We start from the raw sequence: 21,079 nt of genomic DNA, 5'->3' as shown, positions 1-21,079 counted from the left end.
GCGCCCCGCCGCGAGCCGGGCGCCCGCTGACGGACCCGGCCCGGCGCACCGGGTTCCCGTCGTTCGACAGCGGACCGATGGAACACGGAGCCGGATATGACCACCTCCCCCACCCCCCGCACCGTGCTGGTGACCGGCGGCGCCTCCGGACTGGGCGCCGCCCTGGTCGCGGAGTTCCACGCCCGGGGCGACCGCGTCCTGGCGACCGACCTGGCGGAAGGGGCCCCCGCGGGCCTGCCCGCCGGAGCCGACTACCTGCGCCTGGACGTCACCTCCGACGACGACTGGGCCGGCGCCCTGGCCTGGGTCGAAGAGCACTGGGGCGGCCTGGACGTCCTGGTCAACAACGCCGGGGTCGCCGCGGGGGGCCGCATCGACGTCCTGGGCATGGACGACTGGCGCTGGATCACCGAGATCAACCTGTTCGGCGTGGTGCGGGGCTGCCGCACCTTCACCCCGCTGTTCAAGCGCCGGGGGTCGGGCCACATCGTCAACACCGCCTCGGCCGCCGGGCTCGTCCACCCGCCCGCGATGAGCTCCTACAACGCCACCAAGGCGGCCGTGGTCGCGCTCAGCGAGACCCTGCTCCACGAGCTCCACCCGTTCGGGGTGCGGGTATCGGTGGTGTGCCCCTCGTTCTTCCGCACCAACCTGGCCGCGTCGCTGCGCGGCAGCGACCCCGAGGTGGAGCGCAGCGCGGTCGCGCTCATCAACGGGTCGCACCTGGGCGCCCAGGACATCGCCGCCCGCGTGGTGCGGGCCGTGGACCGGGGCACCCACCTGATCCTCCCCGACGCGCAGGCCAGGGGCGCGTTCTGGGCCAAGCGGCTGGCCCGCCCCCTGTACGACCGGGCCATGCGGGCGGTGGCCGGGCAGATGCTCAAGCGCGTCGGCGGTTCCACCCCGAAGGAGCGGGTGTGAGCAGGGGGACCGTCGTCATCACCGGGGCCAGCTCGGGGCTGGGGGCCGAGATGGCCCGCCAGTTCGCCGCGCTCGGCTACGACCTGGGCCTGTGCGCCCGGCGTACGGACCGGCTGGAGGGGCTGCGCGAGGAGATCGCCGCCGCCCACCCCGGCCGGCGCGTGGTGCTCAGGGCCCTGGACGTCACCGACGACGGGGCCGTCTTCCGGGTCTTCGGCGAGTTCGCCGCGGAGCTGGGCTCCGTGGACCGGGTGATCGTCAACGCCGGGCTGGGCAAGGGCGCGGCACTGGGCACCGGCCGGTTCGACGCCAACCGGCAGACCGCCATGACGAACTTCGTGGGCGCGCTGGCCCAGGTGGAGGCGGCCCTGGAGATCTTCCGGGAGCAGGGCCGCGGCCACCTGGTGGTGATCTCGTCCATGTCGGCGCTGCGCGGCATGCGCCGGTCCATGACCGTCTACGCCGCCACCAAGGCGGGCGTGTCCGCCCTCGCCGAGGGGGTGCGGGCCGAGGGCGTCCCGGGCGTGGACGTGTCGGTCGTCCACCCCGGCTACATCCGCTCCGAGATGAACGAGCGGGTCGAGCAGAGGACCCGGTTCATGGTCGACACCCGGACCGGGGTGCGCGCCATGGTCGCCGCCATCGAGAAGCGCAGGGCCAAGGCGTACGTCCCCGCCTGGCCGTGGGCGCCGATCGGGTTCCTGATGAAGCGGCTGCCGCTGTCGGTGGTGCGGCGCCTGACCTGACCCCGCGCCCGCTGCGCCCGGCCCGGCGCCGGGCGCCGCGGGCGCTCACAGGTCCCGGACGGTCCGCAGGATCTCAGCCCGCGCCGGGCCGCCCTCGGGGACGGGGACCAGCGGGTAGACGTGGAAGGCGTCCTCCTCCTCGCTGAGCCGGACCGTGCCCCCGACCTCGGCCACCAGGTCCCGCAGCCGACGGGTGTCCGGCAGCAGCACGTCGCGCGTGCCGATGTAGAGGTCCATGGGCGGCAGGGTCGCCAGCTCCCCGTACACCGGGCTCAGCCGGGGCAGGGACAGGTCGTCGCCGCCCGACCAGGACTTCGCCGCCTCCAGCATCCCTACCGGGCTCAGCCAGGGGTCGCGCTCGTCCACCTCGGCGATCTCGGGGTTGGACATCGTCAGGTCGGCCCACGGGGAGATCAGGATCAGCCGCGCCGGTTCGGGCAGCCCCGCGCCGGTCAGGGTCTGGGCCAGGGCCAGCGCGAGCCCCCCGCCCGCGGAGTCGCCCGCGAACGCGGTCCGCTCCGGTGCCACGTCCGCCGTCAGCTCCCGGTAGACCTCCGTCAGGAACGGGAAGGCCTCCCGGTAGGTGTGCTCGGGGGCCAGTCCGTACAGCGGCACCTCCACCCGGCAGCCCGTGTCGGCCATCCGGGAGACTAGCACCCAGTGCCACGCGGAGATCTCGGTGACGTAGGTCCCGCCGTGCACGTACAGCACGGCCTTCACCGGGTTCTCGGTGTCCTTGGGCAGGACGGTGTAGACGGGGAAGCCGGCGACCGTCCGCAGGCCGATCCAGTGCCGCTGGGAGACCCAGTGCGGCGGCGCGGGGTCGTCCTTGGGCTCGTACAGCCACTCCCGGGCGCTCTCCACCGAGCCCATCGGGCGCTTGCGCGCCACACGCAGCGCCAATGACAGCAGCCGCGCCATCAGACTCTGCATGGGGAACTCCTTCTCCGAACGTGCACGAACCCGACTTTTCCATACCCCCGTCACCGGGCGGGGGAGGCGCGGGCCCGGAATCCGGGTCAGTCGAGTTCCCCCATGTGGATCACGCAGGCCCACCGGTCGGTGAGCAGGAGGTGGTCGACCCAGGCGAAGTCGTACGCGCAGCAGTCGCCCACCCTGCCGGTCGCGGTGAAGGAGCGGCGCACCTCCCCCAGCTCGGCCTCCACCTCGTCCGCGACGTCGGACAGGATCCCGGCCACCTCGGCCATGATCGCGGCGTGGCCGGGGACGGGGTGCTCCTGCGAGTCCCGCGCCCGGCCGGTCGCGTTGCGCACCAGGCTCCTGCGCCACCACCCCCGGTCCGGGACCAGCGTGCGGATCTCCACCCGGGCCTTGGGCCACATCGCCCGGTACACCCGGAGCAGGGCCGCCTCGGGGTCCGCCCCCTCGTGGTAGGGGACCACCCCAGTGCAGGACAGCTCCAGCGAGGTCAGCAGGCCGGTGCGGGTCCACACCGGCTCGAGCCGTTCGTGGGCGTGGTCGGCGACGGCCCCCGCCAGACGGCGCCAGCGGTCCCGGGCCTCCTGCGCGCGTTCGCTCATGCCGGTGTGACGGCGCCGCCGCCCGCGCGGTTCCGCGGGCGGCGGTGTCACGGGGCGGGCGTCACGCGGCCGCTGTCACAGGACGACGAGGTCGTCGCGGTGGACCAGCTCGCGCTCGTAGGAGGGGCCCAGCTCCCGGGCCAGCCACCGGGTGGAGCGGCCCATCAGGTCGGGCACCTCGGCGGAGTCGTAGTTGACCAGGCCGCGGGCCACCACGGCGCCCTGCTCGTCGCGCAGGTCCACCGGGTCCCCGGCGCTGAACTCCCCGAGCACGTCCACCACCCCGGCGGGCAGCAGCGATGCCTTGTCCCGGACCACCGCGGCCACCGCGCCCGGGTCCAGGACCAGGCTGCCGCGCCCGGCGGTGGCGTGGGCCAGCCAGAGCTGGCGGACCGAGGGGCGCCGTCCCGAGGCGGCGGCGAAGAGCGTGCCGACCCCCTCCCCCGCCAGCGCCGCGCGGGCGTTGGCCGCGGAGGTCAGCAGTGTGTTCACACCCGCCTCGGTGGCGATGCGCGCCGAGGCCACCTTGGTGACCATGCCCCCGGTGCCCACACCGCGCTTGCCCGAGGAGCCGATGTCGATGCCCTCCAGGTCGTCCGGCCCGGAGACCAGGCCCACCACCCGGGAGCCCGGCTCGGCCGGGTTCCCGTCGTAGAGGGCGTCCACGTCCGACAGCAGGACCAGGGCGTCGGCCTTCATCAGGTGTGCGACCAGGGCGGCCAGCCGGTCGTTGTCGCCGAACCGCAGCTCGTGGGTGGCCACGGTGTCGTTCTCGTTGACGATGGGCAGGGCGCCGATGTCCAGCAGGCGGCGCAGCGTGCGCTGGGCGTTGCGGTGCTGCACCCGCCGCATCAGGTCCTCGACGGTGAGCAGGATCTGGGCGGTGTTGATGCCGTGGCCCGCCAGTTCCGCGGTGTAGGCGGCCAGCAGCAGCCCCTGTCCGACACTGGCGGCGGCCTGTTGGGAGGCCAGGTCGCGGGGGCGCGTGCGCATGCCCAGCGGGGTCATGCCGGCGGCCACCGCGCCGGAGGAGACCAGGATGACCTCCTGGCCCAGGGCGCGGCGGGACGCCAGCACCTCGACCAGGTCCCGGATGCGGCCGGAGTCGATCCGGCCGTCGGGGGTCGTCAGCGACGACGACCCCACCTTGACGACGACCCGGCGGGCGGCGGCCACGGCCGCGCGCCCGCGGGCCTCTTCCCGGGAGCCGGTCTGTTCCAGTTGTTCTGCGCTGTGCACCGTATGGGGGCTTTCCATCCGAGGGCGCGGTCCGGGCGGCGGAGCCGCGCCCGTCTCGCCTGTGCGGCCGGGCCGATGCTTCCCCGCGCGGTTCAGCCCAGCCGGGCGTCGGTCCCGCGCGGGCCGGACGGGACGGCCTCGGCGTCCAGGGACGGGTCCCAGTCGAAGACCACGGAGTCCTCGTCGGTGCCGATGTGGACCTCGGCGCCCTCGGTGGCCCCGGCCTTGGCCAGCTCCTCCTCGATGCCCAGGCGGTTGAGGCGCTCGGCGAGGTAGCCGACGGCCTCGTCGTTGGAGAAGTCGGTCTGCCGCACCCAGCGGGCGGGCTTCTCGCCGCGGACCTGGAAGGCGTTGTCCCCCAGCGGGACGACCTCGAAGGGCACGTCGCCGATCATCTTGGGCCGGATGACGATGCGGGTGGGCTCGGCGGCGGGAGCGGCCTCACGGGCCGCGGAGACCTGCTCGGCCAGGGCGAAGGACAGCTCGCGCAGGCCCTCGCGGGAGGCCGCGGAGACCTCCAGCACCCGGTAGCCGCGCTCGGTGAGCATGGGCGCGACGAGCTCGGCGAGTTCGCGGGCCTCGGGCACGTCGACCTTGTTCAGGACGACGATGCGCGGGCGGTCGGACAGGTCGACGCCGGTGGCCTCGCCGTAGGCGGTCAGCTCCGCCTCCAGGGCCTCCAGGTCGCTGACCGGGTCGCGGCCCGGCTCGTAGGTGGCGCAGTCCAGGACGTGCAGGAGGGTGGAGCAGCGCTCGATGTGGCGCAGGAACTCCAGGCCCAGGCCCTTGCCGTCGCTGGCGCCGGGGATGAGGCCGGGAACGTCGGCGATGACGTACTGGGTGGTGCCCGCCTCGACCACGCCGAGGTTGGGGATCAGGGTGGTGAACGGGTAGTCGGCGATCTTGGGCCGGGCGGCCGACATGGCGGCGATGAGCGAGGACTTCCCGGCGCTGGGGAAGCCGACCAGGCCGACGTCGGCGATGGTCTTCATCTCCAGGCGCACGTCGAACGCCTCGCCCTCCTCGCCCTTGAGGGCGAAGCCGGGGGCCTTGCGCTTCTTGGAGGCCAGCGCGGCGTTGCCCAGGCCGCCGCTGCCGCCCTGGGCCAGCACCAGGCGAGTGCCGTGGCCGACCAGGTCGGCGACGACCTCGCCGTCCATGCGGGTGACCACGGTGCCGTCGGGGACGTACAGGACCAGGTCGTCGCCGTTGGCGCCGCTGCGGTGGCCGCCCATGCCGGGGGTGCCGTTCTGGGCGTTGCGGTGCGGGCGGCGCTGGTAGTCCAGCAGGGTGGCGGTCTGGGAGTCGACCTCCAGGACGACGTCGCCGCCCCGGCCGCCGTTGCCGCCGTCCGGTCCGCCCAGCGGCTTGAACTTCTCGCGGTGGACGGAGGCGCAGCCGTGCCCGCCGTTCCCGGCCTTGACGTGCAAGACCGCCTCGTCGACGAAGTCGGGCATGGTTCTCCTCGGTTCACTGCTCCGGCCGCGGGGCGGCCCGATGGGAAATGTGTGCGTCACCTGGTGACAACACCAGAGGCGGGCCAGTGTTCCCTGGCCCGCCCCTGTGCACAACGAACGTTCGCGCGCGACCTACTCGGCGGCGGCGGGAACGATGTTCACGGCCTTGCGGCCGCGGAAGTTGGCGAACTTGACCTCGCCGGCGACCAGCGCGAACAGCGTGTCGTCACCGCCGCGGCCCACGTTGGCGCCGGGGTGGAACTTGGTGCCGCGCTGGCGGATGAGGATCTCGCCGGCCTGGACGGCCTGGCCGCCGAAGCGCTTGACACCGAGGCGCTTGGCGTTCGAGTCGCGGCCGTTACGGCTGGACGATGCGCCCTTCTTGTGTGCCATCTCTCAGATCCTCCTACTTCGCCGAGATGCCGGTGACGCGGACCTGGGTGTGCTTCTGGCGGTGACCCTGGCGCTTCTTGTAACCGGTCTTGTTCTTGTACTTCAGGATGTTGATCTTGGGGCCCTTGGTCTCGCCGAGAACCTCGGCGGTGACCGTGTAGCCGCTCAGCTTGTCCGTGTCGCTGACGACGTTGCCGTCCTCCACGACGAGGATGGGCTGCCACGTGATGGTGGCGCCGGCCTCGGCGGAGACCTTGTCGATGTTCAGGACGTCATCGACGGACACCTTCTCCTGACGGCCGCCCGCCCGCACGATCGCGTACACCGCGTAACTCTCTTCCTGCTCGCTCAACGAATAATGCTCGGGACCAATCCCCGAGACATGTGTTCGGGGTCCGGGTCCGGCCGGGTGCCCTGACGGGCGGGCCGGGAGGACCGCCCCGTGTGGGAACCCGGGGAGTCCTCGTTCCACGATCCACTGTTGCCTGTAGCGGGGCGCGGGGATCTGAGGGAAACAAACCCTGCGTGGAGAGCACTTGGTGTCGGGGCGCGCGATCACGAGGAGCGCGCCGACGCACCGTCCATCAGGTTACCATCGCCCCGCCACGGGCCTGCACACGTGCCGCGGTCCGGGCCGGGGGCGAACCCCGGCCCGGACCGGGCCCACGTCCCGGCCGGGCTCAGCCGGCGTCCACGGCGGTGGACGGGGCCGCCGCCCTGGTCCGCCGGGTGCGGCGGCGCTTGGGCCGCTCTCCGGCCTCCTCGTCGCCCTCGGCCGGCGCCGCGGCCTCGGTCACGGTCTCCGGCTCGCCCACGGCCTCGGCGGCCGCACGGGCGGTCCGCCGGGTCGCGGTGCGACGGGTCCGGCGCGGGGCCGCGGCCTCTTCGGCCGGTGCCTCGTCCGCGGCCGCCGCGGCGGCCTCCTGCGGCTCCTCGGCGGCCCGGGGGGCCTCCGCGGCCCCGTCGGCCGCCTCGGGGGCCGGAGCGACCTCGGCCACCTGCTCGACCGCCGTCTCGACCACCGTGTCCTCCGCGGCCTTGCGCGAGCGCGTGGTGCGCTTGCGGGTCCGCTTGGGCTCGGCCTGCTCCTCCGCCTCGACCTCGGCCTCGGCGGCCTTCCTGGTCCTGGCCGACTTCTTCTCCGACTTCTTGGCCGGCTTGTCGGCCTTGGCGGCGGGCTCGGGGGCCTCCTCCGCGGCCGGGGCCTCGGGCTCGGCGGGCTCGGGCTCCTCGGCCGCCGTGTCCGGCGCCGCGGGGGTCTCGGCCTGTTCGGCCTCGCCCTTGCCCTTGCCCTTCTTCTTGCGGCCGCCGCCACCGCCGTTGCCGGCGGCGGCGCCCTTGCCCTCCACCGGTTCGGTGGACAGGATCAGGCCGCGGCCGCTGCAGTGCTCGCAGGTGTGGGAGAAGGCCTCCAGCAGGCCCTGGCCCACCCGCTTGCGGGTCATCTGCACCAGGCCCAGCGAGGTGACCTCGGCCACCTGGTGCTTGGTGCGGTCCCGGGACAGGCACTCCAGCATCCGCCGCAGCACCAGGTCGCGGTTGGACTCCAGGACCATGTCGATGAAGTCGATGACGATGATGCCGCCGATGTCGCGCAACCGGAGCTGGCGGACGATCTCCTCAGCCGCCTCCAGGTTGTTCTTGGTGACGGTCTCCTCGAGGTTGCCGCCCTGGCCGGTGAACTTGCCGGTGTTGACGTCGACGACCGTCATCGCCTCGGTGCGGTCGATGATGAGCGAACCGCCGCTGGGCAGCCAGACCTTGCGGTCCAGCGCCTTGTTGATCTGCTCGTCGATCCGGTAGGCGGCGAAGACGTCGCGGTCCTCGGTCCAGTGGGAGGCCCGCTCGGCGAGGTTGGGCGCCACGTGCTCGACGTAGTCGTGCACGGTGTCCCAGGCCTCGTCGCCGGAGACCACCAGGCTGGAGAAGTCCTCGTTGAACACGTCCCGCACGACCCGGATGGTCAGGTCGGGCTCGCTGTTGAGCAGGGCCGGGGCGTTGGCCGACTTGGACTTGCGCTTGATGGACTCCCACTGGTTGGCCAGGCGGGAGATGTCGCGCTCCAGCTCCTCCTCGCTGGCGCCCTCGGCGGCGGTGCGGACGATGACGCCCGCTCCGGAGGGCATGACCTTCTTGAGGATCTGCTTGAGGCGGGCGCGCTCCTTGTCGGGGAGCTTGCGGCTGATGCCGGTCATCGAACCGCCGGGCACGTACACGAGGTAGCGGCCGGGCAGGCTGATCTGGCTGGTCAGGCGGGCGCCCTTGTGGCCGATCGGGTCCTTGGTGACCTGCACCAGGACCGACTGGCCGGACTTGAGCACCGACTCGATGCGCTTGGGCTGGCCCTCCAGGCCGAACGAGTCCCAGTTGACCTCGCCCGCGTACAGGACGGCGTTGCGGCCCTTGCCGATGTCGACGAACGCGGCCTCCATCGACGGCAGCACGTTCTGCACCCGGCCCAGGTACACGTTGCCCACGTAGGAGCGGTGGGTGGCGCGGTCGACGTAGTGCTCGACGAGGATGTCGTCCTCGAGGACGGCGATCTGGGTGCGGTCGCCGGTGCGGCGGATGACCAGGTCGCGCTTGACGGCCTCGCGGCGGGCCAGGAACTCCGACTCGGTGACGATCGGGGCACGGCGGCGGCCCTGCTCGCGGCCCTCGCGGCGGCGCTGCTTCTTGGCCTCCAGGCGGGTGGACCCGCGCACGGCCTGGACCTCGTCCGAGATGGGCCGCTCCTGGCGCGGCTCGCGGACCCGGACCACGGTGTTGGGCGGGTCGTCGGAGGTGGCCTCGCCCCCCGCGCCACCGGAGCGGCGGCGACGGCGGCGGCGACGCCGGCTCCCGCCGCGCTCGTCCTCCTCGGCGGTGTCGGCGGAGTCCTCGGGCTCGGCCTCCTCGGCGGCGGCCTCGGCCTCGTCGGGGACCTCGGTGTCATCGGCGTCGTCGCCGGAGCGCGAGCGTCCGCGGCCCCGTCCGCCGCGGCGGCGACGGCGGCGGCCGGGCCGCTCCTCGGCGGAGTCCTCGGCGCCGGTCTCCTCGGCGATCTCGTCCTCCGCGGCGTCCTCGTCCTCCTCGTCCTCGTCGACGACACCGTCCTCGGTGTCGGCCTCGACGGGCGCGGGGGCCGCGGGCGGGGCGGCGGCCACGGGCGGCTGGAAGAGCATGGAGGGTGCCTGGAAGACGGTGCCGACCTGGGCGGCCTCCTCCTCGCTTTCGTCCCCGGCCTCGGGGACGGCGGTGGTCTCGGGCGCGGCCTCGGGCTCGGCGGCGGCGCGCGTGCGCGAGCGGCGCGCACGGGTCCGGGGCTCGGGCTCGGCGGCCGCGGAGGTCTCGGCCGCGGCCGCGCGGGTGCGGCGCGTGCGGGTCTTCTTGACGGGCTCGGCGGGCTCGGCGGCCGCGGGCCCGTCCTTCTCCTCCGGCCCGGCCGGGGCCGTCGCAGGGGTCGCGGGGACGTCCAGCGGCCGGTCCTCGACGCGCACCGTGCGTCGCCGCACCGGGGTCGCGGAGGTGACCTTGACCGTGCCGCCCTCACCGGAGCCCGCGAGCGTGGTCACGGGCTTGGCCGGGGGGACGAAGACGTCGTCCGGCTCGGGGGGCGGTCCTGCCGCGCGGCGCACGCCCTTGGCCGGTGCGCGCGTGGTCACGCGCACCTCGCCTCCCCCCACGGGGGACGTCGCCGCCCTCGTTTCGGTTGTTTCAGTTGTACCCACGGTGTCGTCTGCACCGTTGTTGGGCTCGTTGTCGAGCATCCGGGCGGTCTCCCGTCAAAGTCCCCGGGCGCGCCGCGACCTCTCGGTCGGCGGCGCGGCTCACGGGAACTGTCGTCGCAGTGTCAGCGCCGACGGCACCGGGGTGCCGTCGGGGCAAAGTCCTGTGGTGGCGCCCACGTTCCCCGCTTCGGGGCCGCTCATCAGCGCGGTCCCGTCATGGGCGCCGACGGCTGTGGTGCGCTGTCGCCCCGCTCCTCGGCGTCGTCCGCCGGTCCGGAGTCGTTTCGGTCCACGGCGAGCGGGTCAGCGATCGCACCTGTCGCCTCGTTCAGCGGCCCCTGCGCCAGCCGGGTCACCGTCACCGGTGACTGCGGCGCGAGGTCGGCCACATGGCGGAGGCCGGTCAGCACGTCGTCCGGTCGAACGGCCGGTGTGGTGTGCCGTACGACCATCCGAAGTATGGCATATGTGGTGTCCTGCTCCCTCGGGGCGCGCCCGGGATCACGACACACGTCGATTCCGACCACCGCCGGCCGGGTGTCGAAGCGGCGGCGACCCTTCTTGGTCATCCGCTCCACCTCGACGGTCTCGGCCGCCAGGTAGGCCCCGACGGCGCGTTCCGCCTCGTCGGCTCCCACCCCGTCCAGTTCCACCCGCCATACGGAGGCCTGGAGCCGCTCGGCCAGTCCCGGCACGCGGGCCTCGACGACCTCGATGATGTCGATGCCGTCCGGCATGGCCGCGTCGATGTCGGTCCCGACCCGGGCGGGCTCCCGCTCCTGGGCGAGGGTGAGTTCGAGATACTCCGCCTCACTGGCGACCCCGGTGGGGGCGGCGCCGGTGTAGGAGACCTTCGGGTGGGGCGAGAAGCCGGCGGAGAAGGCCACCGGTACGTCCGCCCGGCGCAGGGCTCGCTCCAGCGCCCGGGCGATGTCCCGGTGGCTGGCGAACCTCATGCGTCCGCGCTTGGCGTAGCGGACGCGGAGCCGTTGTCCGGATGCGGCGGTGGAGGGTGAAGTGGTGCCCTCGGGTGCGGGGGGCAGCTCAACTCCTTTCCTCATGCCCCTCGGAGCGGCCGCGGGGCGGCCGGTGAGGGACTGTTCCTCGTCCTGTTCAGCGTACGGTGCGCGGTGGTGCACCTGGACCGGCGAACCGGCGGGTGCTCCGTTGCACGTGCGTCCGACAGGACCACGCATCCCGTATCTGCCCCACTGACCTGCGCTCGAAAAGTCCCGATGGGACTCCGGACGGGCCGCTGCGGGGTTTGCGCGCCGGGTGAACAAGTGTTCACCACCGGAACGCGGGGGGCCGGAAAAAAAATCCGAAGAAAATCCCGGACCCATGGCAACCCCCCCACGGGGCCGCGAGTCCTATTACACGTACGGCCCGGCGCGAGCGGGGCGCCGGGCCGTACACCTTCTCCCCCGGGCGCTCCCCTTCACAGGGTCGAGGACCGCCGCACAGGCGGCGCCCGGAGCGGGCATCGTACTCCACCGCCTCCGCGCCCCCGTCGGGCGCCTCCCCCTCCCGAGCCGGAGCACCCGATACGCCCCTGTGGCCGGATCCGGCCGCGCGAGACGGGCGGGGACCACCGATCACCGCGGGTGCCCCGCTGCCGCGCGGGGACGGCCGCGCGACGCGGGCGGCGACCGCAGGGCACAGCGAAGGGCCCGCACCGATCCGTTCCCTCTGCCGACCGGGCCCCGGCCCTGGGCCGGAAGCGGCGGTACGGCTGACGGAACCTCACCCGCTCCCCGCTCCACCCCTGGCCCCGGGCCGGAAGCGGCGGTACGGCTGAGGGGCCCTCGCCCGCTCCCCTCTGCGCACCGGGCCCCGGCCCCGGACCGGAAAACGGCGGTACAGCTAATGAACTCTCACCCGCTCCCCTCTGCGCACCGGGCCCCGGAGCGCTCCCCGGCCGCCGGCGCCGGGGCGCCGACGGCCAGGGCAGGGGTCAGATGACGGTGAGCGGGAGGGTCGGGCGGCCCTCCGCCGGGGCGTTGATCTGGATCTCGGTGCCCATGCTGGGGCACACGCCGCAGTCGTAGCAGGGGTTCCAGCGGCAGTCGTCGACCTCCAGCGACTCCTCGCCGTGCAGGGAGTCCTGCCAGTCCTGCCACAGCCAGGAGCGGTCCAGTCCCGCGTCCAGGTGGTCCCAGGGCAGCACCTCGTCCTCGTCCCGCTCCCGGGTGGTGTACCAGTCGACGTCCACCGGGTACCCGGCCAGGCCGACCTCGGCCGCCTTGGCCCAGCGGTCGTAGGAGAAGTGCTCGCTCCAGCCGTCGAACCGGCCGCCCGAGCGCCACACCTCCTCGATGACCCGGCCCACCCGGCGGTCGCCCCGGGAGAGCAGCCCCTCGATGATCGACGGCCGCCCCTCGTGGTAGCGCAGCCCGATGGCCTTGCCGTAGGCGCGGTCCGAGCGCAGCCGGTCGCGCAGCTTGCGCAGCCGGGCGTCCACCACCTCGTGCGGGGTCTGGGCCGCCCACTGGAACGGGGTCTGCGGCTTGGGCACGAACCCGCCGATCGACACCGTGCAGCGGATGTCCCGGCGCCCGGTCACCTCCCGGCCGGTGCGGATGACCTCGGTGGCCAGGTCCGCGATGGCCAGCACGTCCTCGTCCTCCTCGGTGGGCAGCCCGCACATGAAGTACAGCTTGACCTGCCGCCACCCCGCCGCGTAGGCGGCGGTGACCGTGCGGATGAGGTCCTCCTCGGTGACCATCTTGTTGATGACCCGGCGCATCCGCTCGCTGCCGCCCTCCGGGGCGAAGGTCAGCCCCGAGCGGCGGCCGTTGCGGGTGAGCTCGTTGGCCAGGTCGATGTTGAAGGCGTCCACCCGGGTGGAGGGCAGCGACAGCCCGGTGTTGGTGCCCTCGTAGCCGTCGGCCAGCTCCTTGGCGATGTCCTTGATCTGGCTGTGGTCGGCGCTGGACAGCGACAGCAGGCCCACCTCCTGGAAGCCGGAGTTCTTCACCCCCTCGCGGACCATGGAGGTGACGGTCTCCTTGTTGCGCTCGCGCACCGGCCGGGTGATCATCCCCGCCTGGCAGAAGCGGCAGCCGCGGGTGCAGCCGCGGAAGATCTCCACGCTGTAGCGCTCGTGCACCGACTCCGCGGTGGGCACGATCGGCTTCTTCGGGTAGGGCCACCGGTCCAGGTCCATGACGGTGTGCTTGAGGACCGTCTCGGGCACGCCCGGCCGGTTGGGCGTGTACGCGGCGATGCGCCCGTCCTCGTGGTAGTCCACGTCGTAGAAGCGCGGCACGTACACCCCGCCGGTGGCGGCCAGCCGCAGCAGCAGCCCGTCGCGTCCCCCCGGCTCCCCCTCGTCCTTGAACTCGCGGACGATCTCGGTGATGGCCAGGCTGATCTCCTCGCCGTCGCCGAGCACCACCGCGTCCAGGAAGTCGGCCATGGGCTCGGGGTTGAACGCCGAGTGCCCGCCGGCCAGCACGACGGGGTGCCCCTCGCGCCGGTCCTCCGTGCGCAGCGGGATGCGGGCCAGGTCCAGCGCCGTGAGCAGGTTGGTGTAGCCCATCTCGCTGGCGAAGCTGACCCCGATGATGTCGAAGGCGCCCAGCGGCCGGTGGGAGTCCACGGTGAAGTGCTCGACCCCGTGCTCCCGCAGCAGGGCCTCCATGTCCGGCCAGACCGCGTACGCGCGCTCGGCCAGCACCCCCTCGCGCTCGTTGAGGACCTCGTACAGGATCTGGACGCCCTGGTTGGGCACCCCCACCTCGTAGGCGTCGGGGTACATCAGCGCCCAGCGCACCCGGGTGTCGTCCCACTCCTTGACGACGGAGTTGAGCTCACCGCCCACGTACTGGATGGGCTTGCCCACCCGGGCCAGCAGGGGCTCCAGTCGCGGAAAGAGGCTTTCGACGGTCATGGCCTCGAGACTTTCGATCGGCGGACGGGGACGGATCTGCCCTTTCAGGCTACCGGCGCCGCGACCCCCGGTCCCGGGTTCTCCACAGGCCCTATTCGAACCCCCGGTCCCGGGAGTTCACCCCGAGCACCAGTCCCAGCGCCAGCAGGTTGGCCAGCAGCGCCGTGCCCCCGTAGGAGACGAACGGCAGCGGGAGCCCGGTCACCGGGACGATCCCCAGCCCCATGCCGATGTTGATGAAGGTCTGGAACCCGAACCACGACGCCACCCCCACGCACAGCAGGCGCGGGTAGGGCTGGTCGCAGCCCAGGGCGATGCGCAGGATCCGCCACAGGATCACCGCGAACAGGCCGATGACCAGCCCGGCCCCGACGAACCCCAGCTCCTCCCCCGCGACCGTGAAGATGAAGTCCGTGTGCTGTTCGGGCACGAACCGGCCGTGCGTCTGCTCCCCCTGGAACAGCCCGGTCCCGTCGAACCCGCCCGATCCGACGGCGATGAGCGCCTGGTTGGAGTTGTAGCCGGCGCCCTGCGGGTCCGCCGACGGGTCCACGAGCGTGGCGATGCGGTCCAGCTGGTAGGGCTCCAGCATGTCGAACCACCAGACGCAGAAGCCGGCCACCACTCCCGACAGCAGCATCCCGGCCACCCAGAAGACCGGGGCCCCGGACAGTGTCAGCATCCCCAGGAAGATGGCCCCCAGTACCAGTGTGGTCCCCAGGTCGGGCTGGAGCATGACCAGGGAGAGCGGTACCGCGAGCGCCAGCAGGCAGAACAGCACGTCCCTGGTCATCGGCCGGGTCTCGCCGTCGCGGGGCTCCCCCAGCAGGGTGGCCAGCACCAGGATGAGGCCCGCCTTGGCCAGCTCACTGGGCTGGAACTGGAAGCCGCCCACCACGATCCACCCGCGCGAGCCGTTGATGACGGCGCCCAGCGGTGTCAGCACCAGGATCAGCGCGATGACGGTGACCACGTAGACGATGGGCGCGTACGCGCGGACCGTCCGGAAGTCGACGGCGGCCACGGCCAGGCACACCGCCCAGCCCACGGCCAGGTGGGCCAGGTGCCTGCGCAGGTGCTCGGTGGAGTCCAGCGGGTTCCCGCCGTCGCCGGGCTGGGTGGCCGACCACACCAGCAGGCAGCCGATGGCGCACAGCGCGGCCACCGCCAGCACCAGGACCCAGTCCAGCCTGCGGGCGGCGCCCGCGGCGGTCACCGCGGTGCGGCCCAGGTCGATCCTGCGCGGGACGTGTACGGTCATGGGTCACCGGTCCAGAGGGTCGATGGAGCCGTCGGAGCGGACCTCGGGCAGCTCGGCGCGGGGCTCGCCGCCGGGCAGGGCGGGCTCGTCGAAGTCGCCGAACCCGTAGATGCCCTCGTAGATCTTCCGGGCGATGGGCGCGGAGGTGGTGCCGCCGGTACCGCCCTGGGAGACGAACACGACCACGGCGAACTGCGGGTCGTCGGCGGGCGCGTAGGACACGAACCAGGACGACACCTGCCGGTTCTGGGCGTCGGCGCTACCGGTCTTGCCCGCGATGGACACCTTGTCCTGCGGGAAGCCCGCGAAGGCGCCGCCGCCGGTACCCGTCTTGGGGACCTCCTCCAGCGCGTTCTGGAGGTAGCGGATGGTCTCGTCCTTCACCGGCACCCTCCCGGCGACGACCGGCTCGATCTCCTCGACGACGCTGCCGTCGGCCGAGACCAGGGCCCGGGCCACCCGGGGCTCGTACACGGTGCCGCCGTTGGCGATGGCGGCGTAGGCGCGGACCAGCTGGAGCGGGCTGACGAGCACGTCGCCCTGGCCGATCGCGAAGTTGACGGCCTCGCCGGCCCGCCACTGGAACCCCTCCACGCACTGCTCGTAGGCCAGGAGCTTGAGGTAGGCGGCATGGGACGGGTTGGTCTCGGCCACCTCGGGGTAGCCCTCCTCCCCGCGGCGGCAGTTGTTCTCCCGGGTCTCCTCCCAGAAGGTGCGCTTCCACTCGCGGTCGGGGATGCGCCCGCTCGTCTCGTAGGGCAGGTCGATGCCGGTGGGGGCGCCGAACCCGTACCCGCGGGCCATCTCCGCCATGGCCTCCTTGGGCTCGCCCTCGGGTTCGAGGCCGCCGTCCTTGAGCCAGAGCTGGTAGCCGAAGTTGTAGAAGATCGTGTTGCAGGAGACCACGATGGCCTGGTGCAGGCTGATGGTGCCGTGCCCGCCGCCCGCGTAGTTCTGGTAGTTCTGCCCGGCGATGTTGACCGACCCGGGGCAGGCGTAGGTGCTGCGCAGCGAGTAGCCGTTCTCGACCGCGGCCGACAGCGACGACACCTTGAACGTGGAGCCGGGCGGGTACTGGCCCTGGACGGCGCGCGACAGCAGCGGCTCGCCGGCCTCGGTGCTGAGCAGCTCGTCGAAGGTCTCCTGGTCGATGCCGCCCTGCCAGATCGCGGGGTCGTAGGTGGGCAGGCTGGCCATCGCGACGATGCCGCCGTTGCGCACGTCCATGACGATGGCGGCGCCGGAGTCGGCCTTGTACCGGGGGCGGGCGCCCCGCATGCCCTCGGCCAGCGCCTCCTCCACGATCTCCTGCACGCCCATGTCCAGGTGGGTGACGATGTGCATCCCCGCCTGGGGCGGACGGTCGGAGATGACGTCCATGACCTCGCCGTGGTTGTTCACGCCCAGGGTGCGCACGCCCGCGATGCCGCGCAGCTGCGAGTCGTAGACCGCCTCCAGGCCGTCGCGGCCGACCTGGTCGATGCCGGTGAACTGGGTGCGCAGCTCCTCGCGCGCCTCCAGCTCCTCCTGGGTGACGGGCTGGAGGTAGCCCAGGACCTGCCCGGCCCGGGCGCCGTTGGGGTACTCGCGCACGGCGTGGGCCTGCGCGGTGATGCCGGGGAAGTCGTCGGAGCTCTCCATGATCTGCAGCGCGACGGACGGCTCGATGTCCTCGGCCAGGGTGACCGGCTGGTAGGGCGAGCCGGGCCAGCAGGGCCGTTCCACCTCGGGCCCGCACAGGCGCATGCGCTGCCGGAGCTGCTCCACCGGGACGTCGAGCACCTCGGAGAGGTCGGTCAGGACCTTCTCGCCGCCGTCGTCCATGCCCAGGAGCTCGTGGTAGTCGGCGGAGACCACGAGCTCGGTGCGGTTGGCGACCATGGGGCGGCCGGTGGCGTCGAGGATCTGGCCGCGGGTGGCGGGCACGACGAGCCGCTGGTGGTGGTTGGCGACGGCCAGGTCCCGGTAGTGGTCGGCCATCGGGATCTGGAGGTACCACAGGCGCGCGCCCAGGACGGCGAACAGGGCGACCACGAGGATCTGCGCGAGCACGAGGCCGGTGCGCCCCAGGCGCGGTCCGGCCAGGGCCGGGTCCACGGGAGGTCGTCGCACGGTCACCACCCCCGGGGGGACATGGGCCCCTGGACGGTGGCGAACTCGTGGTCCGACAGGGACTCGCGCAGCCACAGCAGGGGCAGGGTCACCAGCGGGGCGACCACCAGGGTGAGCGCCGCGCCGACGCCGACGGCGACCACGGTGTCGGACAGGCCCGTGCGCGGGTCGCCCATGAGCACGCCCAGCCCGGCGTAGGCCAGGCCGACGCCGAGCGAGGTGGCCAGGACGGCGCCCAGGGCGAACAGGCGCGAGGTGCGGGCGCCGACCCCGCCGGGCGCCCCGGTGTTGCGGTGGACCAGCGACACCAGGTACCCGGCCAGGCACAGGATCAGGGCGTAGCGGCCGATCGCGTGGTCGGCCGGGGGCAGCACGTCCAGGGCCAGCCCGATGCCGAACCCCCAGCCCGCGGCGGCGGCGGGGGCGGTGGTCAGGGCCAGGGCCACGATGGCGGCCACGGCCAGGTCGGGGCCGGGGCCGCCGTCGGAGAGCGCGCCGAACGGCAGCCGGTTGACGACCACCGCCTGGACGAGCACGACCGCGGCCACCGAGAGCAGGGTCACGGCGGACCTCATGGCTACTTCTCCCTCTCGGGTGCGTCGGGCTTGGGCGGGAGCACGGAGTCCCTGGGGTCCTCGGCCGGGCCGGCGACGACGACGCCGACCGTGTCCAGCGAGGCGAAGTCGACCGCGGGCGTCAGCACCGCGAGCCGGCTGAGCGCCCCGGGGGCGGCCTGCACCTCCTCGACGGTGCCGATGGGCACACCGGGGACGAACGGCGCCCCCTCGTGCGAGCCGAGGGTGACCAGCCGGTCCCCGGCCTCCACGGGCGCCTCCATGTCGAACAGCTCCAGGGTGAGGTCGGCCTCGGGCCCGCCGGGCACGGTGCCCCCGGTGACGACGCCGATCTTGCGGGTCGACTCCAGGCGGGCGCCGACCGCGGAGGTGACGTCGGTGGCGAGCAGCACCGTGGCGGTGCGCGGGCCGGCCTCGATGACCCGGCCGACCAGCCCCTGGCCGTTGACCACGGTCATGTCCGGGGCGATCCCGGACTCGGTCCCGGCGTCGATGGTGGCGACGTCGGCGTAGCCGCGCGGTGTGGTGCGGGTGACCGCCTGGGCCGGGACGATCTCGTAGCCGCCCATCCCGGACAGGTGCAGGAGCTCGTCGAGGCGCTCGGCGCGGTCCTCGTCGAGGCGGGCGGCGTGCAGCTCCTCCTTGAGGTCGGCGTTGGCCGCCTCGAGTTCCGCGATGCGTTCGGAGGCCCCGGGGGCGCGCCGTACGGTGTCGTAGAGGCCGCCGAACGGCGCGGCGACGTACCCCACGCCCGCGGCGGCGGGGGCGAAGACCAGTTCGCCGCCCGCGCGGGCCGCCGCGGTGACCGGGTTCGGGCCCTCGCGGCCGTCCAGGACGAGCAGGACCACCGACAGGACGACGAGCACCGTCAGGGTGAGCCGGGACCTCGGGCTGTCGCGCAGCATCAGCGCCGCCGCTCGGGGACGAGGACCTGGTGGAGGCGCTCGTAGTTCTCCACACAGGTGCCGGAGCCGATGGCGACCGAGTCCAGGGCGTTGTCCGCCACGTGGATGGGCATCCCGGTCTCGTGCAGGAGGCGCTCGTCCAGGCCCCGCAGCAGGGCCCCGCCCCCGGTGACGGCGATGCCGCGGTCCATGATGTCGCCGGACAGCTCGGGCGGGCACTTGTCGAGGCTGGTGCGGACCGCGTCGATGATGGCGGTGACGGGCTCCTCGACGGCCTGGCGGACGTCGGACTCGGACATGACGATGGTCTTGGGCAGGCCGCTGATGAGGTCGCGGCCGCGCACCTCGGCGTGCAGTTCCTCGGCCCCGGTCGGGTAGGCCGAGCCGATGGCGAGCTTGAGCTCTTCGGCGGTGCGCTCCCCGATCATCAGGGAGTACTCCTTCTTGACGAAGGTCATGATCGCCTGGTCCAGCTCGTCGCCGCCGACCCGGATGGACTGGGAGGTGACGATGCCGCCCATGGAGATGACGGCGACCTCGGTGGTGCCGCCGCCGATGTCCACGACCATGTTGCCGGTCGGTTCGTGGACGGGGAGCCCGGCGCCGATGGCGGCGGCCATGGGCTCCTCGATGATGTAGACCCGGCGCGCGCCCGCCTGGTACCCGGCCTCCTTGACCGCGCGGTGCTCCACGGAGGTGATACCGCTGGGGACCGCGACGATGATGCGGGGCTTGGCGAAGTGGCGGCGGCGGTGGATCTTCTGGATGAAGTAGCGCAGCATCCGCTCGGTGATCTCGAAGTCGGCGATGACGCCGTCCTTGAGCGGGCGGATGGCGGTGATGTTGGTCGGGGTGCGGCCGATCATCTGCTTGGCCTCGATGCCCACGGCGACGATCTTGCCGGTCGAGGTGTTGAGGGCGACGACCGAGGGTTCGTTCAGGACGATGCCGCGGCCACGCACGTACACGAGCGTGTTGGCGGTCCCCAGGTCGACGGCCATGTCCCGGCCGAGAAAAGCAAGGTTGTTCGGCATGTAACGTCCTCAGAGGCGCCGTGTCGGACGTGGTTGCACGGGGCGACCATACGTAGTCGTTCCGGCACGATAGGTATTCAGTCCCCCGTATCGTAACGGTCGGCACTTAGTTGGTTACGCAAACACACCGAATCGTTGTCTTCTCCGCGTCCGCGGCGCGCGGACGGAAGTGCGGCGCCGTCGGCGCCGTCGGCCGCGGGGGACGGCGGGAGACGGGCCCGGGGCTCCGGGAGTGTCCCCGGGTGCGGGAGGGCCCGGGCCGGGCGGGGGCTCCGGGAAGCACAGCGTAGCCGCGCGGCCCCCGGCGTGCGGGGGGTTCGGCGCAATCGCCCCCCGAACGGCGCGAAGGGCCGCCCCCGGCGGGGGCGGCCCTTCGGCCTCGGTTCCGGCGACCGGGATCAGCCCAGGTCGGGGAAGAACAGCTTGATCTCGCGCTCGGCGGAGTAGGTGGAGTCCGAGCCGTGCACGATGTTCTGCTGCACCTCCAGGGCGAAGTCGCCGCGGATGGTGCCCGGGGAGGCGGTGACCGGGTCGGTCGCGCCGGCCAGGGCGCGGAACGCCTCGACGGCGCGCTCGCCCTCGACCACCAGCGCCACCAGCGGGCCGCCGGTGATGAACTCCACCAGGGAGCCGAAGAACGGACGCTCGGCGTGCTCCTCGTAGTGGGTCTTGGCAGTCTCGGCGTCGAGCGTGCGCAGCTCCATCGCGACGATCCTCAGGCCCTTGCGCTCGATGCGCGAGATGACCTCGCCGACGATGCTGCGGCGGACGCCGTCCGGCTTGATGAGAACGAGAGTGCGTTCCACGTGCGATTCAGCTCCTCACTGGACTCCGCGTGGCGCGAGGGCACGACGCCCACGGCGTCTGTGCACGCGGAAACGTGCGTCACACTATCGCGTTCGGGACTCCGACGAGGCACCGACGGCGGTCTCGGCCTCCCGGGCGGCCTCGGCCTCGGCCCGCGCCTGATGGGCGGCCTTCATCTCGTCGGTCCGGCGGCCCAGGACGACACCGGTCACCCACAGGGACACGAAGACCACGGCGACCAGCATGCCCCCCGGGAGCATGAACGAGGTGAACAGGAACACGGCCTGGAGCGCCCAGGACGCGTAGTGGGCCCAGCGGTGCTTCTGGAGCCCGGCGAGCACCAGGGCCGCGACGGCCATGGTGCCCCACAGCCCTCCGGCGAAGGCGGGGTCCATGCCCGCCAGGGTCACGGCGACCGGGATGAAGAGGCCGATGACGATGACCTCGAAGGCCAGAACGACGGCGCAGACGACACGCACGGTGGGA

At 73.1% G+C, this 21,079-nt stretch carries 18 protein-coding genes; 2 read left to right on the top strand and 16 right to left on the bottom strand.

What is annotated here, in order from left to right:
• Nucleotides 1-96: 96 nt before the first annotated feature.
• The gene (locus K1J57_RS17520; protein ID WP_220559641.1) at nucleotides 97-921 is read left to right on the top strand and encodes an SDR family NAD(P)-dependent oxidoreductase; all 825 of its coding nucleotides are present in this window, start codon (nucleotides 97-99) and stop codon (nucleotides 919-921) included.
• On the top strand, nucleotides 918-1,667 hold the full coding sequence (locus K1J57_RS17515) for an SDR family oxidoreductase (protein WP_220559640.1): 750 nt from the start codon (nucleotides 918-920) through the stop codon (nucleotides 1,665-1,667). The genes K1J57_RS17520 and K1J57_RS17515 overlap by 4 nt, the downstream gene beginning before the upstream one ends.
• A gap of 45 nt (nucleotides 1,668-1,712) precedes the next feature.
• Here K1J57_RS17515 and K1J57_RS17510 read toward each other — a convergent pair whose 3' ends face one another.
• The 16 genes from K1J57_RS17510 to K1J57_RS17435 all read right to left on the bottom strand — a co-directional run bounded on the left by K1J57_RS17510 (nucleotide 1,713) and on the right by K1J57_RS17435 (nucleotide 21,072).
• Nucleotides 1,713-2,600, bottom strand: coding sequence for an alpha/beta hydrolase fold domain-containing protein (locus tag K1J57_RS17510; protein ID WP_220559639.1), 888 nt, complete (start codon nucleotides 2,598-2,600; stop codon nucleotides 1,713-1,715).
• Nucleotides 2,601-2,686: 86 nt separating this feature from the next.
• Nucleotides 2,687-3,208, bottom strand: coding sequence for a hypothetical protein (locus K1J57_RS17505; RefSeq protein WP_220559638.1), 522 nt, complete (start codon nucleotides 3,206-3,208; stop codon nucleotides 2,687-2,689).
• Between the two features lie 75 nt (nucleotides 3,209-3,283).
• On the bottom strand, nucleotides 3,284-4,447 hold the full coding sequence (proB, locus tag K1J57_RS17500; RefSeq protein ID WP_220559637.1) for a glutamate 5-kinase: 1,164 nt from the start codon (nucleotides 4,445-4,447) through the stop codon (nucleotides 3,284-3,286).
• A 92-nt stretch (nucleotides 4,448-4,539) separates the two neighbouring features.
• The gene (gene obgE / locus K1J57_RS17495) at nucleotides 4,540-5,904 is read right to left on the bottom strand and encodes a GTPase ObgE (protein WP_220559636.1); all 1,365 of its coding nucleotides are present in this window, start codon (nucleotides 5,902-5,904) and stop codon (nucleotides 4,540-4,542) included.
• Between the two features lie 132 nt (nucleotides 5,905-6,036).
• Nucleotides 6,037-6,297, bottom strand: coding sequence for a 50S ribosomal protein L27 (rpmA, locus tag K1J57_RS17490; protein ID WP_073380480.1), 261 nt, complete (start codon nucleotides 6,295-6,297; stop codon nucleotides 6,037-6,039).
• Between the two features lie 13 nt (nucleotides 6,298-6,310).
• Entirely contained in the window at nucleotides 6,311-6,622 is a 312-nt protein-coding gene (gene rplU, locus K1J57_RS17485) for a 50S ribosomal protein L21 (RefSeq protein WP_220565608.1), read from the bottom strand.
• Between the two features lie 355 nt (nucleotides 6,623-6,977).
• Nucleotides 6,978-10,046, bottom strand: a complete 3,069-nt coding sequence (locus K1J57_RS17480) for an Rne/Rng family ribonuclease (RefSeq protein ID WP_220559635.1) — start codon at nucleotides 10,044-10,046, stop codon at nucleotides 6,978-6,980.
• A gap of 161 nt (nucleotides 10,047-10,207) precedes the next feature.
• A complete protein-coding gene (locus tag K1J57_RS17475; protein ID WP_255646394.1) occupies nucleotides 10,208-10,963 on the bottom strand; it encodes a TIGR03936 family radical SAM-associated protein in 756 nt (251 codons plus the stop codon).
• 998 nt (nucleotides 10,964-11,961) lie between these two features.
• Nucleotides 11,962-13,899 (bottom strand): TIGR03960 family B12-binding radical SAM protein, encoded by a 1,938-nt coding sequence (locus K1J57_RS17470; RefSeq protein ID WP_220559633.1) that lies wholly within the window; start codon nucleotides 13,897-13,899, stop codon nucleotides 11,962-11,964.
• 91 nt (nucleotides 13,900-13,990) lie between these two features.
• Nucleotides 13,991-15,160 carry a rod shape-determining protein RodA gene (gene rodA / locus K1J57_RS17465; RefSeq protein ID WP_220559632.1) on the bottom strand — a complete coding sequence of 390 codons (1,170 nt, stop codon included), beginning with the start codon at nucleotides 15,158-15,160 and terminating at the stop codon, nucleotides 13,991-13,993.
• A 3-nt stretch (nucleotides 15,161-15,163) separates the two neighbouring features.
• Entirely contained in the window at nucleotides 15,164-17,272 is a 2,109-nt protein-coding gene (gene mrdA, locus K1J57_RS17460) for a penicillin-binding protein 2 (RefSeq protein WP_220559631.1), read from the bottom strand.
• A gap of 2 nt (nucleotides 17,273-17,274) precedes the next feature.
• Nucleotides 17,275-17,847, bottom strand: coding sequence for a rod shape-determining protein MreD (gene mreD / locus K1J57_RS17455; protein ID WP_220559629.1), 573 nt, complete (start codon nucleotides 17,845-17,847; stop codon nucleotides 17,275-17,277).
• A gap of 2 nt (nucleotides 17,848-17,849) precedes the next feature.
• On the bottom strand, nucleotides 17,850-18,752 hold the full coding sequence (gene mreC, locus K1J57_RS17450; protein ID WP_220559628.1) for a rod shape-determining protein MreC: 903 nt from the start codon (nucleotides 18,750-18,752) through the stop codon (nucleotides 17,850-17,852).
• Entirely contained in the window at nucleotides 18,752-19,786 is a 1,035-nt protein-coding gene (locus tag K1J57_RS17445) for a rod shape-determining protein (protein ID WP_220559627.1), read from the bottom strand. The genes mreC and K1J57_RS17445 overlap by 1 nt, the downstream gene beginning before the upstream one ends.
• Before the next feature lie 398 nt (nucleotides 19,787-20,184).
• On the bottom strand, nucleotides 20,185-20,592 hold the full coding sequence (gene ndk, locus K1J57_RS17440; protein ID WP_220559626.1) for a nucleoside-diphosphate kinase: 408 nt from the start codon (nucleotides 20,590-20,592) through the stop codon (nucleotides 20,185-20,187).
• An 84-nt stretch (nucleotides 20,593-20,676) separates the two neighbouring features.
• Nucleotides 20,677-21,072, bottom strand: a complete 396-nt coding sequence (locus K1J57_RS17435) for a DUF4233 domain-containing protein (RefSeq protein WP_220559625.1) — start codon at nucleotides 21,070-21,072, stop codon at nucleotides 20,677-20,679.
• Nucleotides 21,073-21,079 lie beyond the last annotated feature (7 nt).

This window comes from Nocardiopsis sp. MT53, assembly GCF_019598965.1.
In the GTDB taxonomy this organism is placed as follows: Bacteria; Actinomycetota; Actinomycetes; order Streptosporangiales; family Streptosporangiaceae; genus Nocardiopsis; species Nocardiopsis changdeensis.
This window is presented reverse-complemented; position numbering and strand designations above follow the sequence as displayed.

What these genes read in the sequence shown, in the direction of transcription:
- K1J57_RS17520 (WP_220559641.1), top strand. Translation starts at nt 97, where the DNA reads ATGACCACCTCCCCCACCCCCCGCACCGTGCTGGTGACCGGCGGCGCC.
- K1J57_RS17510 (WP_220559639.1), bottom strand. Translation starts at nt 2,600, where the DNA reads ATGCAGAGTCTGATGGCGCGGCTGCTGTCATTGGCGCTGCGTGTGGCG.
- K1J57_RS17505 (WP_220559638.1), bottom strand. Translation starts at nt 3,208, where the DNA reads ATGAGCGAACGCGCGCAGGAGGCCCGGGACCGCTGGCGCCGTCTGGCG.
- obgE (WP_220559636.1), bottom strand. Translation starts at nt 5,904, where the DNA reads ATGCCCGACTTCGTCGACGAGGCGGTCTTGCACGTCAAGGCCGGGAAC.
- rpmA (WP_073380480.1), bottom strand. Translation starts at nt 6,297, where the DNA reads ATGGCACACAAGAAGGGCGCATCGTCCAGCCGTAACGGCCGCGACTCG.
- K1J57_RS17480 (WP_220559635.1), bottom strand. Translation starts at nt 10,046, where the DNA reads ATGCTCGACAACGAGCCCAACAACGGTGCAGACGACACCGTGGGTACA.
- K1J57_RS17475 (WP_255646394.1), bottom strand. Translation starts at nt 10,963, where the DNA reads ATGAGGTTCGCCAGCCACCGGGACATCGCCCGGGCGCTGGAGCGAGCC.
- K1J57_RS17470 (WP_220559633.1), bottom strand. Translation starts at nt 13,899, where the DNA reads ATGACCGTCGAAAGCCTCTTTCCGCGACTGGAGCCCCTGCTGGCCCGG.
- rodA (WP_220559632.1), bottom strand. Translation starts at nt 15,160, where the DNA reads ATGACCGTACACGTCCCGCGCAGGATCGACCTGGGCCGCACCGCGGTG.
- mreD (WP_220559629.1), bottom strand. Translation starts at nt 17,847, where the DNA reads ATGAGGTCCGCCGTGACCCTGCTCTCGGTGGCCGCGGTCGTGCTCGTC.
- mreC (WP_220559628.1), bottom strand. Translation starts at nt 18,752, where the DNA reads ATGCTGCGCGACAGCCCGAGGTCCCGGCTCACCCTGACGGTGCTCGTC.
- K1J57_RS17445 (WP_220559627.1), bottom strand. Translation starts at nt 19,786, where the DNA reads ATGCCGAACAACCTTGCTTTTCTCGGCCGGGACATGGCCGTCGACCTG.